A 12,313-nucleotide genomic window follows, 5' to 3' on the forward strand; every position below is an offset into this window, starting at 1 on the left:
AGGAAGTTTTCCTGGTCGCACCCGCGCGCAAAGGAAATTCCGCCGTGACCGCGTCACTGGCGCGCGGGTCGATCGTGGTTCCGGTCTCGGGCACGAAGGCAAACGTCACGGTTTCCCGGTCCGGACCGTGGCGCGTTCAGTCGTTGCCGCTCCGGCCCCCGGCGCAGGTGTCCGCAGGCTACATGGCGGGCACAATCAACCTACGCGCAGCGCCGGGCGGCTTTCTACGCGTCAACGCCCACTCGCGTAGTCGCCGATCTCCGTGCGTTCCAGCGCCCCCGACTTCCGTCGGATGTTGCGAAGGTGCGTTTCAACAGTGCGCACGGACAGGCTCAGTTCGGTCGCGATCGCCGGGTTGTTGAGGCCGTCCGCAACAAGGTCGATGATCTCGCGCTCGCGCTGCGTAAAGCCGAGACTCGATTCCAACTGCACGATCGCGGTGTCCGTCGCCGGATCCTCCGACGCCATCAGCGCGGCAATCTCCTCGCGGACCTCAGATGCCTGGGTTTCGCGTCCCTCGTCGCGATACATCCGTGCGGCCGCGGTGAAGTGTTTCAGCGCGGAATCGTTGGCGTGCTCGCGGCGCAGCCACCGCGCGGCGTCAACGAGCGCGCCCGGATCGCGTCGGTGCTGTGCCAGCCGCGCGTCAAGGTAGGCAAGAAAGATCGATTCCCCCATTGGAGCGAGAAGTTCGCGTTTCGCTTCCGCCTCAGACACTCTGAAATCCGCAAGCATGGCCAGCATTTCCGAGCCCGCTGCCGAAAACGAATAGCCCCGGGCATGCAGCCCCCGCGCAAGAAGGCGATAGGCGGCACCCGTGGCTTCAGCGTTTTCGTCAAGTTCAGTCAGGAGCGCGTCAGGGAATCCTTCGGCTCCCATGGGCAACGCGTCGCTGCGCCCACGGTAGAAGGTGCCGCGCTCAAGCAACGTGCTCACCGATCCCACTCGGCCGCTTCGAGCCGCGGCGATTGCGAGAGCGTTCATCAGTGCCCGATCGGGTCCGAACAGGAGATTGCCCGCTTGGAACTGGCCACTCGCAACAATGCTTCCCGCAGACGTCGCGTCAGCGTATCGGCTCATGGTGAGGAGTGCCATCACCGCAACATACGCCTGAGCGACCATCGCCGAGCGGTCCAGCCGTTCACGTGCGACCGTGAGTTGCTTGGACGCCCATTCCAACGCCGCATGCGGCTGTCCCGCCGTGACAAGCGCGAGGCCACGCAGCGGTGCCGCGAAGCGTGCCACCCACGTAATCGATTCGTCCAACTGCGCGACCTGCGCGAGCGCGCGCTCGGGCCGCCCACCGAGTGAGTGCATCGCAATCAATATGAGACTGGCAACTTGGCCGTCAAGGCCAGGCTGCTTCGCAAGCTCCTCGATACTGCTGAGCGCTGCGGGAGTGATTCCGGTGTGCTCAGCCGCAAAGCCCAGCTCGAACGCCGCAATTGCGTGAGGGTGCCCCAGATCGCCGTCACCCCGCAGCGCCTCAACGATCTCAGCCACTGGTGCCTCATGGGTGACGAGCCACCGCGCATGAAGATAGCGGAAGTACAAGAGGTGTGTGCGGGACGCTCCCGTCCGCGGCGTCTCTGCAAGGATCCTTGCGACTTCTCCCTCCGGAGAATCCCCGGTGAGGCGCAGTTCCAAGGCCGCAATCGCCCGCGCTATGTCAGGCTCCGCTAGCCACGCGTTCCAGCTTCGGGTCAAACTCGTTTCGTAGGCATCACGGAAGGCCCGGGCGAGGAGCGGGATCTCGAGTTGCGGGATCACGTCCGCGAATGGCCTGGGCGCTTCGGACGGCTCCGCAAGCCGATGCCCCGCCTGGTCCCCCAGCGTCTCGGTGATCTGCTGTCGCAGCCGCACAGCACGCACGGATGGTGGGCGATGCCGAAAGTAGTCGCTAATTCCGGGCGGGTTGACGGTAATTCGAGGGCTCGATCCGGCGGTAAACATTCGCACGAGTCCACGACCTTCGAGCCGTTCAAGCTGGGCCTGGCCGATCAGTCGAGCCGCATCGTCAAGAGGCAGCGGCCCGGTCATCACGAGCATCTCCAGGGATTCGCGGATGTCCTCTGGGTACCGGAATAGGAGCGACTCAAACGGCCCCTCCAGCTCTTCTGACCACAGTTCCGGACCGTCACGCCACACCCCGCCTTGCTTCCGCACTCGACCATTGCGCTGTGCAGTGTCGGCAAATGCAACCGCGAATCCTGGCAAGCCCCCCGACTTCATGTGTATCCGCCCGCTCAGTGAGGGTGCGACTCGGTCGGCGAGACGGGTTTCCAGGAGATCATGTGTGGCGTCGAGCCGCATCTCTTCAAGCGTCAATTTGACCACGGGGTGCGCTTTCCGAATCAGGAGGCGTTCGTCCGGATCAATGTCCCCGCGCGACTCCGCGGTCGCGACGATGGGGACCCCGGTCACCTTGTGGACCTGCTCCAGGAGCACCCAGGAGGCCTCGTCGAGCAAATCAATGTCGTCGACGAGGACTGCCGCGGGCCCCTCACTGAGCAAACGGGTGACGTGGCGGGGCAGTTCGCTCATCAGATCCGAATCGCCGCGTCGCTGCGGCTGGGCCACCGGCATCGCCGCGCGAAACGCTTCGAGCGGTGCGGCGTGCTCAATGCCACGCAGTTGTACAAGCGCAAGCCCGATTCCCTTGAGCGCAGCAGCGACCTGTGTCAGGAGCTCGGTACGCCCCGACCAGTGCTGACCCACAACGGATACAGATGTACCGTCGATAACGTACCGGACGATGCGTTGGACGTGCACGCTCCGAGCAACCATCAGCTGTTCCCCCTTTGCAAACAGGGGCTGTCGCGAATGCTCGCGATCGAACATCGACGCAGCTTCCCCGCGGTAGTCATAGCGTAGTGCGCCTCGTCGCTGCGGGCCGAGCGCCGAGTCAACCACGTCGGCCGAAGTGGCGGCGACCGCGATGCAGCGCACAGCTCCCGCCCACGAGAAGCACCGCCGCGCCGACACCAGCGATCACCGACAAGTGGGCGGTCTGCCCCGTAGACACGAGGCCGCCACGCGGTTCCGGGAGTTCGCGCTCCACTGCGGAAAACGCGAGATCGACGACGGCGACCGCTGCGTCGCTGAGCGCGTGTTCGACGGGGTAGGAAACCTTGATACACACCGACGTGGACTCGCCAGCCTCGAGCGTGCCCTGAGCGAGATTCGGCGCACCGCGCAGCGGCACCCCAGCAACCGACGCCATCGTCGTGGGCGTGCATGCTGAGTTCCGGAGTGTCGCAATGGTGAGCGCAGCGGCGGCTCGATCATGTCCCTCCCCGGAGACGAGAACCGGTGTGAGACCCACCGCAAGCTCCCGAGACGAGCGGTTGTGAAGCGTGGCGGGGGCAATCACTTCTTCTCCGGGGTGCAGGGTCGCAGAAAACAACGAGGAGGCCGGAGAGACGATCAGCGTCGGGGCTGGATCCCGCACCGCGTTGCTCGGTTCCCACACGCCCTCAGCGTAGTGCGAAAGCGCGTGCGCGGCTGGCCCTGTGCACAGCAGTGCCGTCGTGATCGTCGCAGCGAGGGCGGCAGCGCGAGCCCAGCGCGTGCGCCGGCCCGGAATTCGGTGCCGAATCACGCTCCCTGACTTCATGGTGCGTCCGAGACGCCGATGAGCTCGGCTGCGGGAGCGTGCACAGTCTCCGGTTCGTTCGCCTGTTCCCGAGTCGAACCCCGGCGGCTTGGCAGAAAAAGTGCACCGAGGAACACGACGCCGACACCCGCACGCACAATCCATGACTCGGTGAGGTGGAACAGCAACGCCCAGTTTCCCTGAAGCGCTACTCGCGGCGTGCCGAGCACCTGGTCCTGCGCCACCGGAAGCGGATCGGAAATCTCGTTGCCGTCGCCCTTCAGCACGGCCCCACCCTCGACGAGGTGGTGCACCCGGTGGACGTACTGGTCCTCCCGATCTCCAGGCGTGAACGACACGATCACCGGCCGGCCCGTCTGCGTGAGCTCGTTTCCGCGCGGAGACTGCACAACAAGCACGTCGCCGATTTCGTATGTGGGCTTCATCGAGACGCCCGTCACGGTCATGTAGTAGTCGCCGCTGACGAGTCCCCAGGCGAAGGGGATGGCCAGCACCGCGAGCGCCAGGCTTGCGACAAGTCGAAGAACCAGAATGATGATGCGCATGGCGGGACTCCCAGTGGGGACGGAGGGACGAGGGACGACGGACCGTGATCCGGGCCAGAAGCGGTGCGCCGCCGCTCGTGGGGAGTGAGCGGCGGCGCGCCAGGCCGATGGGGGCCGGCCTGGGGTGCCGGCGGGGAACCGGCTGGGGGCACCGGCGGGGAACCGGTGGCGGGGCTTACTTGGCGATACTGTTGAACAGGTAGTCTGCGGTGACCGTGGCACCGTCCAGCCCCTGCGCACGGAAGTCCTCTGCGTCAGCGACGAAGACATCCACACGGACCTTGGCGCTCGCTCCGGGAGCAAGTTCGAAGCTTTCGCCGCCCGCAAGCTGCATGCTGCTGAGCTTGCCAGAGGAGATGAGCGACCCGTCGTTGATCGCAACCCGGGTATCGAGCTGCTGTGCGAGCTCTGCGGCCTGCGTCCCGCCGGGCTGCAGCTTGGACCCAACCGCGACGGTCAACGTGGACGTGTCGGAGGTGTTTGTCGCGGTGTAGTACCCCGTCACAACTTCGCCGTCCATCGCACCCGTGAAGGTGTTGGTCATGGGAGCACCGGTCACGACGAGCTCGCCATCAGCCGGGGTTTCGGTGATCTCTGCAGCGAACACGTTATTGAAGATCGTGCTGTTCGCAGTCACCAGCGCACCGCCGACCGTGACGCCAGCGATCAGGAGCAGCGAACCGCCCGCAATTGCAAGCTTCTTCTTCGTTGACTTCGGAGCCATGAGGTCCATACCTTTCATCGGAGTGAGGTGAGATCGGGCCTGCCGTGTTGGCGAGCCGCTGTGGTGTTCTCGAGACCGAGTCAACCGGCCCGCAGGCCCGCCCCCAGGGTTCCCGCCCTGATCTGCGTGGGCATCCTCGGGGATCTACGCGTGCGGGGCGGGGGCCTACGTCTCCCGAGCTCAGCCCTCTCCGTGCGCTGGCGCCCTGCTTCGCTCGCGCGCCGCGCCTGCCACCGGTTTCAGATCGGGCATGATGGGGACCAATCACTCTGCGGCTCTGTGCGGCGGGGCCTATTCCCCTGATCACATCCCGAAGGAGCCTCGAATGAGCGCGGCGTCACCCCTCCCCGCAGTCCACGAACAGCGCTTGCGGGAACTCGAACGCGAGAACCGAAAGCTGCGCGCTCAAGCACAGCCACGGCGTGTGGGGAGAAGCGTCCTCTCCGCACTCGCGCTCACGCTCGCGGTCGTACTCGCACCAGTGGCCGTCCTCGGGTCCTGGGTGCGCGTCGAACTCGTCGATACGGAGCGCTTCGTCGCGACTCTGGCACCGCTCGCTACGGATCCTGCGGTGCAGGGGTTTCTCAGCGATGAGGTCATGACTGCCGTCGATGCCCAGGTCGATTTCGACGGGATTGTCGATTCGGTCGTTAGCGGGCTGACGAACCTGGGGCTCCCGCAGGAGGCGAACGCAGCGCTCACGCTCCTCACCGTCCCCGCCGCACAGGGCATGCGGTCGGTCGTCGCGACCGCCATCGACGACACCGTCGCGTCGGATGCGTTTGCGGGGACATGGCAACTCGCACTCACACAGACCCACCGGGCCACAGTGGCGCTCATGCAGGGGAACACCCACGGGCTTCTTACTCTTGACCGCGACACCGGGACCCTCGCGCTCGAAGCTGGAGTGATCGTTGACGAGGTGAAGGCCCAGCTCGAGGCGAGGGGGATGGATTTCGCCTCGATGATCCCCAGTACTCACGCGTCGATCCCGCTCACGACCTCAGACGCGCTTGTCGGCGCCCAGCTCGGTTATACATCGGCGGTGGCCGTCGGTGCCTGGCTCCCGTGGGTAGCGCTCGGGCTCCTTGTCGGAGGAATTGCGCTCGCGCGTCGACGCACGCGCGCGCTCGCCCGCACGAGTATCGGCCTCGTCGCTGCGTTCCTCCTGCTCGCCGGGGCATTGAGCTTTGGGGCTGCATATTTTGAGGCCGCAGTGAGCCCCGGCATCATGCCGCTCTCCACCGCTTCTGCGCTGAGCACTCAACTGACCGCTTCTCTTCGTGCAACCTTGGCGGCGCTCGCATTTGCCGCCGCACTTATCGGCGTCACAGCGTTGCTGCTCGGTCCGTCACGCGGCGCGATTGCGTTGCGCAGTGCGCTCAGCTCGGGCTTTGCGCGGGTGCGCGCCGCGTACGCGGCGCACGGGGTGAGCACGGGGGCGGTCGGCAGCGTGCTGGATCGATTCCGCAGCAGCATTTTCCTTCTCCTGGCCGCCGCCGGCGTGCTCATAATTTTCTTGGCGCGTCCGGTCAACGCTCCGACAGTTGCGTGGGTCACGGTCGGGGTGATTGCCGGACTCGTACTCGTCGAGCTGCTGCGGCGTCCCGCGTCGGAGGTGCCAGCTGCAGAGCCTTCCGACGCCGTTCCGAGTGCGGGCTCCACCCAAGATTAGGTCTACCGATGCGCCTTCACGCCTGCGCTCGCCCCTCCGCGAGCGCGCGTAAGCGCTCAAGTGCGGCAGGGAGGGCTCCGGCTGCCGCCAGGAGGTCAGCACTCGCGCCTGCGGCGAAGGCGTACGGTACCGGGTCTGCGAAGAGCAGCGATCTCGAATTCGCTTGCTCCTCAAGCGCGATCAGGTGGAACGCCAGGCGCGCCTGCTGCGGCTCCGGTACGGCAAGCTCTTCGGCTGCGACAGCGTGCCGAATCTGCGCTTCGACATAGCCATACCATTCCTGCAGCACCGCGCGGACGGCGTCATTGACGGCACCGGGCTTCGAGTCTACGTCCGCGGCCGTCGCCGCGAAGAAGCAGCCGCCCGCGAACACTCGATCACGTGAGTATTCCAGGACGTTGGCGAGGAGTTCCGCGAGCCGTTTCGTGCCTCGCGGATGTGCGCGCGCCGGCTCGATCACCGCACTCACGAAGACCGTGCGGGCCGCGGTAACTGTCGCGAGTTGGAGTCCTTCTTTCCCACCAAACAGGGTCGCGATGCTGCTCTTCCGGTGTCCGGATCGCTCTGCGAGTGCCCCGATGGTGAGCCCGTCGAGCCCCTGCACGGATACAAGCTGCGTCGCTTCCGCGAGCACGACTCGACGGGTGGCATCGCCGCGTGCGCGGCGCCCGTCGATTGCACGCGATCCAGTCATGCACACAGTATACGCACGATCGTGCGTATACTGTGTGGGTGGCGTCATCGCGCCCGGATCCAAAGGAGCACTGTGGCCACCAGCATTCTTGAGACCGCGATCCGTGGCGGCATCCGCACCGCGGCAAGCCTCTCCCCCGCACTCGGTGCCCGCGCGGCGTTACCGGTACTGTTCCTTGCCGCACCACCAATGCCACTGGGCGTTTCGAGCCCGCTCGCCGCGGCAACTGAGCGCAACGCTGACACGGGCTCGCTTATCGTGCGAGGCCGGCCCATCACCACCTATGCGTGGGGCTCCGGGGATCGGAGCGTGCTCCTCCTCCACGGCTGGCGCGGCCGCGCAACGCAGTTCGCGCCGCTTATTGCGCAGCTCACCGCCGCGGGAATGCGTGTGGTCTCATTCGATGCACCCGCCCACGGCACCTCGCCGGGGCGCACCACAGATCTCCGAGACTGGGTGGCAGCGGCCGGGCAGCTCCACGAGCGCGATGGCGGCTTCGATGCCATCGTGGGGCACTCACTGGGAGGCCTCGCCGCGCTGACTGCAGCCAGGGAGCTTGCCCCCACGCCGGCGGTCGCGGTGGTTTCGGCTCCCACAAACCCAGGCCGGATTCTCACTGAGTTCGCGGACGAGCTAGCGCTCCCCGAGACCGCCCGCCCGCACCTCACACGGCGATTCGCCGCCCGAGTCGACGAGACCCAGGCGACGCTGCTCGATCGCTACGACGCCGCCGCGCACCCACTGTCGGAATCCACCCGACTACTGATCGTCCATGACAAGCAGGATCGCCGAATCCCCGACAGCGAGGCCCTGCGTCTCCGAGAGGCGCACGGCGAGCGGGCGCAGCTTCTCCGCACCTCGGGGCTCGGGCACAGCCGGATCCTCGCGGCGGAACCTGTGGTGACCGCGCTCGCCGAGTTTGTGACAGCTGCAGCGCAGGATCACGCGACCCCGGACGATCCGTCGGGATCCTGATCCGTCCGGTCGGGCGGCCGGACCCACCCGGTGGGAGTGTGGGAGCATGACCCATACTGGCCAGATCCCCACTGCCCCGCCCTCGGCGATCCCGCACCAGCTCGCTACGCCCCGACGCCTGCCGATTGCCCCGTTGATCGCGATGATGCTCCTGAGCTTCCTCCTGGTCACCTCCGAGTTCCTCCCCAATGGCGTGCTCACCGAAATGGCCCACGGTCTCGGCGTCACGACCGGCCAGGCCGGCCAAACCGTCACGATCACCGGGCTCGCCGGACTCCTCGTCGCCCCCACGATCGGCCTGATGGTTCCGCGCATGGACCGGCGACACCTGCTCGCGTGGACAGCAATCCTCGGTGCGGTCTCCAACATCATCGTCGCGGTGGCTCCCTCGTTTGTGTTGGTCCTGGTGGCCCGCTTCCTGCTTGGTGCCGCGATCAGCGCGTTCTGGTCGATGTCAATCACTGTCGCCGCGCATATCGCCGGCCCCGCACGCCTGGGGCGGGCGGTGATGTTCACCACGGCAGGGATGTCGCTGGCAACAGTCGCCGGCGTTCCTCTCGGGGTACTGATCGCCACCGCGCTCGACTGGCGCATGGTGTTCGGAATCAGCGGCGTCGCGCTTGCACTGCTCGCAGGAGCGATACTCCTGCTCCTCCCGTCCGTGCCCGCCTCGGGAGCAAGCAGCCTCGGGGCGCTCTGGCAGGTGTTGCGCCGTCCGGGAATCGCCCTCGGTCTCACGGGTCACATCCTCGTTGTCCTCGGCCACTTTGTGACGTACACCTATGTCCGGCTCGCCCTCGAGCGCGTCACTGAGGTTTCGGGCGAACCACTCGCGGCGTCGACGATCGTCTTCCTCCTCGCGCTCTTTGGTGCCGGCGGACTCATTGGCAACTTGGTGATCGGCATCGTGATCGACCGCGCCCTCCGCGTCATCTCACTACTCATCCCGCTCCTGATCGCCGCCTCAGTGCTCACAGTGATCACCGCACCGGGTGCGTTCTGGGCCGTGGCCGTCGCGATCGCCGTGTGGGGATTCTGCTTTGCGTCCTGGCTCATCGTCGTCAACACCTGGATCGGGCAGCGCGTTCCGGACGGACTGGAGCAGGGCGGCAGCCTCGTTGTCGTCGGGTTCCAGGCTGGGATCGTAGTGGCCGCTGGACTCGGCGGAGTGCTCAGCGATGCCCTCGGCATCACCACCGTCTACGCGGGCGGTGCCGTTGCCCTCATCCTCGGCGCGATCTTGTTCGGCGTGTCACACAGGGTAGCCCGCTAGCGGGCCCCGACGGGCTCTTCGCGCGAGCGCCAGCGCGACGGCGGCACCCCAGTGTGCCGCCGGAACGCCCGGCTGAAGCCCTCGTCCGAGGCGTAGCCGAGTTCGCGGGAGGTCTGCGTCACCGAGGCACCGGTGGCCAGGCGGCGCTTCGCGTCCTCCATCCGGAGACTTGCGAGGTATTGCCAGGGAGAGGCACCCAGCACCTCCCGGAATCGCCGAGCAAACACCGAACGAGACATCGTTCCCAGCGTGGCGAGGCCGTCGAGCGACCAGTCGTGGCCCGGGTTCTCGTGGATGGCCTGCAGCACCCGATCCAGGTGAGGGTCCGCGACCCGGGCGGACCAGTCCGCCGGCGCACACCCCGCGGAATACCAGGCGCGCAGCACGGAGAGCAGCAGCGTCCGCGCCATCAACTGGCAAATGACCGCGTCACCCGGGCGAAGCGGAGTTCCCAAATTCGCGTCATCAGCGGAGTCCGGTTCGGGGTGCCCCATGTTGCTCGCGAGCGCCGCGACTGCCGGATCGTGCGCGCTAAAGCCCACCATTGTGAGCGGGTCGGGCAGCAGCGCGTGCAGCCGCTGCGCCGTTTCCGTGAGTTCGAGGGTCACGACGATAAGCGTTGTCGGTTCTGCGGCCGTGAACGTGTGTGGGGTCCGCCCGAGCGCGAGCAACGCGGAACCGGCGCTGAGTCCCGCCTGCGCCGGATCCGCCACCTCCGATGTCGTGATCTCACACCGTCGGGGCCCGGTCGCACACGCCGCAACCGGGACACCTCTCAGCTCGCCCGCGTCGAGGTACAGCAAGCTCGTGACCCCGACCGGGGCGCTCCAGCGCTCGCGCGGGGCGAGTGAGACGCGGCGGGTGTGCGTGACGGTGAGGTCAACGCTCTCAAGCAGCTGCGCCACCGAGGCGCTCTCCGGAGCAGGCATGCGGGGTATAACGCGGCGCGGAGGGTCACTATTCCACGCCGCGCTGCCGCGGGGCCGAATACACACGCATGCCATCGTCGACTTCACCGGGGTGCCACCCGACCGCACGGAAGAACGCGTCAGCAGCGGGGTTGTCCGTCGCGACGTACGAGACCCAGTCGCCGCCAGGCGGATGTGCGTCCCAGCTGAGCACCGCGGCGAGGGCACGACGCCCGATCCCGCTCCCCCGGAGCGCCGGGGACACTGCAAGATCCGTGATCGTGTGCGGATGTTCTGCGGTCGCCCACACCACCCCGACAAGCGCGAGCGGCACCTGGGGTGCTGCCGGATCGGTGACCACGAGCTCCACGCCTCCCGGGTCAGCGAGCACATACTCGAGCCATTCCACATCAAGCGGCCCGAGCTCGGCGTTGAGGCGTTCATCGGTGAACCAGTCCTGGATCCAGGGCCAGTCGGCGGGCACAATCCGTCGCGGTATCAGCATCGACTATCGGTCGTCGAGGGCTGCACCGCGTCGATCCACGAGCCCCCAGGTCGCCGCAGCCGCGATAATGAAGAACGCGGCAAACACTGCGAAGGTGAAAGTGGTGCCGGCGCCCGCAAGCATCACGGGTACCAGCAACGGGGCAACAATCGAGGCAATCCGGCCCACCCCGGCGGCCCACCCGGCGCCGGTCCCGCGGAGCGAGGTCGGGTAGATCTCGGGGGTCACCGCGTACAGCGCACCCCATGCCCCAAGGTTGAAGAATGACAACGCCATGCCAGAGGCAATGATCGCGCCCTCTGTGTGAACTGTGCCAAACATCACCGCGGAGGCCGCGGATCCCACGAGGAACAGCGACAGGGTCGGGCGGCGGCCCCACTTTTCGATAAGCCAGGCCGCGACCGCGTAACCGGGAAGCTGCGCCAGAGTAATGATCAGGGTGAATCCAAACGAGCGAACCAGGCTGAAGCCGGCATCGACGAGGATACTCGGAATCCAGATGAAGGCCCCATAGTAGGCAAAGTTCACGCAGAACCACACCGCCCAGAGGGCGAGTGTGCGTCCCCGGAACTCACGCGCCCAGAGGCCCGCGACGCGACTGCCCGTTGCTGGGGCGGCAGCCTCGGAGGGAGCGGGCTCGGAGGAGGCAGCGCTCGGGGGTTCTGCGTCTCCGCCCACCGCGACCCCTGCGGAGGCCTCGAAGTCAGCCACGATCCGCTCAGCCTCGGCGACGCGGCCACGCCCCGCGAGCCAGCGCGGGGACTCCGGAAGTCCCCAGCGCACGGCGAAGGCGTAGATCGCGGGGATCGCGCCGAGCGCGAAGGCCCAACGCCACCCGTTTTCCGAGGCCGGGACAACGAAGTACCCAATGATCGCCGCAGCGGTCCAGCCCACAGCCCAGAACGCCTCGAGGATCACGATGAGGCGGCCCCGCATGCGGGCCGGGGCAAACTCGCTGACGTAGGTTGATGCGACCGGTAGCTCGGCCCCGAGGCCGAGTCCCACGATGAATCGGAGCACCAGCAGGGCAGCAATGCCACCGACGAGCGCACTCGCCCCTGTTGCCGCACCGTAGACGAGCAGCGTGATTGCGAAGATCTGGCGACGGCCGAACTTATCGGCGAGGAGCCCGCCCAGGCTCGCGCCGATCGCCATGCCCGCGAACCCGATGGAGGCGATCAGCCCGGCTTCCCCTGTGGTGATCCCCCAGTGCTGCGTCAGTGCCGCGATGATGAAGGAGATGAGACCCACGTCCATCGCGTCGAGCGCCCAGCCGAGGCCAGACCCGCCCAGCAGTTTCGCGTGCTTCCGGGTGAACGGGAGCGCGTCAAGCCGCCGGGACAGCGAGCGCGCCTGGCTCGCGGAAGAATCACTCATAGCATCATCGTAGGGGGAAGG

Annotated in this window: 11 protein-coding genes; 3 read left to right on the plus strand and 8 right to left on the minus strand. The window is 66.9% G+C overall.

Translation table 11 applies throughout. The annotated features are described in order from the left end of the window. Positions 1-231: 231 nt before the first annotated feature. From FM113_RS00150 to FM113_RS00165, 4 genes are all read right to left on the minus strand, one after another. Complete coding sequence (locus FM113_RS00150; RefSeq protein ID WP_087010305.1) at positions 232-2,949, minus strand: LuxR C-terminal-related transcriptional regulator; 2,718 nt, start codon at positions 2,947-2,949, stop codon at positions 232-234. Then, on the minus strand, positions 2,906-3,601 hold the full coding sequence (locus FM113_RS00155; protein ID WP_087010306.1) for a hypothetical protein: 696 nt from the start codon (positions 3,599-3,601) through the stop codon (positions 2,906-2,908). Before FM113_RS00155 ends, FM113_RS00150 begins: the two co-directional genes overlap by 44 nt. 11 nt (positions 3,602-3,612) lie before the next feature. Next, positions 3,613-4,161 (minus strand): S24/S26 family peptidase, encoded by a 549-nt coding sequence (locus FM113_RS00160; protein WP_176387016.1) that lies wholly within the window; start codon positions 4,159-4,161, stop codon positions 3,613-3,615. A gap of 175 nt (positions 4,162-4,336) precedes the next feature. Next, positions 4,337-4,885 carry a hypothetical protein gene (locus tag FM113_RS00165; protein ID WP_140393250.1) on the minus strand — a complete coding sequence of 183 codons (549 nt, stop codon included), beginning with the start codon at positions 4,883-4,885 and terminating at the stop codon, positions 4,337-4,339. 325 nt (positions 4,886-5,210) lie between these two features. Here FM113_RS00165 and FM113_RS00170 point away from each other — a divergent pair, with 325 nt between their 5' ends. Continuing rightward, the gene (locus FM113_RS00170) at positions 5,211-6,560 is read left to right on the plus strand and encodes a hypothetical protein (RefSeq protein WP_087010309.1); all 1,350 of its coding nucleotides are present in this window, start codon (positions 5,211-5,213) and stop codon (positions 6,558-6,560) included. 16 nt (positions 6,561-6,576) lie between these two features. Here the strand turns inward: FM113_RS00170 and FM113_RS00175 are convergent, their stop codons facing one another. Continuing rightward, positions 6,577-7,254 (minus strand): TetR/AcrR family transcriptional regulator, encoded by a 678-nt coding sequence (locus FM113_RS00175; RefSeq protein ID WP_087010506.1) that lies wholly within the window; start codon positions 7,252-7,254, stop codon positions 6,577-6,579. A gap of 72 nt (positions 7,255-7,326) precedes the next feature. Between FM113_RS00175 and FM113_RS00180 the strand changes: the two genes are divergently transcribed. Further along, positions 7,327-8,229 (plus strand): S9 family peptidase, encoded by a 903-nt coding sequence (locus FM113_RS00180; RefSeq protein WP_087010310.1) that lies wholly within the window; start codon positions 7,327-7,329, stop codon positions 8,227-8,229. Between the two features lie 46 nt (positions 8,230-8,275). Next, on the plus strand, positions 8,276-9,502 hold the full coding sequence (locus FM113_RS00185; protein ID WP_087010311.1) for an MFS transporter: 1,227 nt from the start codon (positions 8,276-8,278) through the stop codon (positions 9,500-9,502). On the opposite strand, the gene FM113_RS00190 is transcribed toward FM113_RS00185, so the two are convergent. Genes FM113_RS00190 through FM113_RS00200 form a run of 3 tightly spaced genes read right to left on the minus strand, consistent with a single transcriptional unit; the run spans position 9,499 to position 12,292 of the window. After that, on the minus strand, positions 9,499-10,431 hold the full coding sequence (locus FM113_RS00190; protein WP_176387017.1) for a helix-turn-helix domain-containing protein: 933 nt from the start codon (positions 10,429-10,431) through the stop codon (positions 9,499-9,501). The two genes, FM113_RS00185 and FM113_RS00190, sit on opposite strands and share 4 nt — an antisense overlap. A 28-nt stretch (positions 10,432-10,459) precedes the next feature. After that, positions 10,460-10,915: an N-acetyltransferase gene (locus FM113_RS00195; RefSeq protein WP_217895928.1), complete on the minus strand. Its 456-nt coding sequence runs from the start codon at positions 10,913-10,915 to the stop codon at positions 10,460-10,462. A 3-nt stretch (positions 10,916-10,918) separates the two neighbouring features. After that, a complete protein-coding gene (locus FM113_RS00200) occupies positions 10,919-12,292 on the minus strand; it encodes an MFS transporter (RefSeq protein WP_087010313.1) in 1,374 nt (457 codons plus the stop codon). Positions 12,293-12,313 lie beyond the last annotated feature (21 nt).

Source organism: Leucobacter sp. 7(1), from assembly GCF_900163635.1.
Classification (GTDB): domain Bacteria; phylum Actinomycetota; class Actinomycetes; order Actinomycetales; family Microbacteriaceae; genus Leucobacter.

Coding starts and splice junctions, on each gene's coding strand:
- FM113_RS00190 (WP_176387017.1), bottom strand. CDS start 10,431: ATGCCTGCTCCGGAGAGCGCCTCGGTGGCGCAGCTGCTTGAGAGCGTT.
- FM113_RS00185 (WP_087010311.1), top strand. CDS start 8,276: ATGACCCATACTGGCCAGATCCCCACTGCCCCGCCCTCGGCGATCCCG.
- FM113_RS00200 (WP_087010313.1), bottom strand. CDS start 12,292: ATGAGTGATTCTTCCGCGAGCCAGGCGCGCTCGCTGTCCCGGCGGCTT.
- FM113_RS00170 (WP_087010309.1), top strand. CDS start 5,211: ATGAGCGCGGCGTCACCCCTCCCCGCAGTCCACGAACAGCGCTTGCGG.
- FM113_RS00165 (WP_140393250.1), bottom strand. CDS start 4,885: ATGGCTCCGAAGTCAACGAAGAAGAAGCTTGCAATTGCGGGCGGTTCG.
- FM113_RS00195 (WP_217895928.1), bottom strand. CDS start 10,915: ATGCTGATACCGCGACGGATTGTGCCCGCCGACTGGCCCTGGATCCAG.
- FM113_RS00160 (WP_176387016.1), bottom strand. CDS start 4,161: ATGCGCATCATCATTCTGGTTCTTCGACTTGTCGCAAGCCTGGCGCTC.
- FM113_RS00175 (WP_087010506.1), bottom strand. CDS start 7,254: ATGACTGGATCGCGTGCAATCGACGGGCGCCGCGCACGCGGCGATGCC.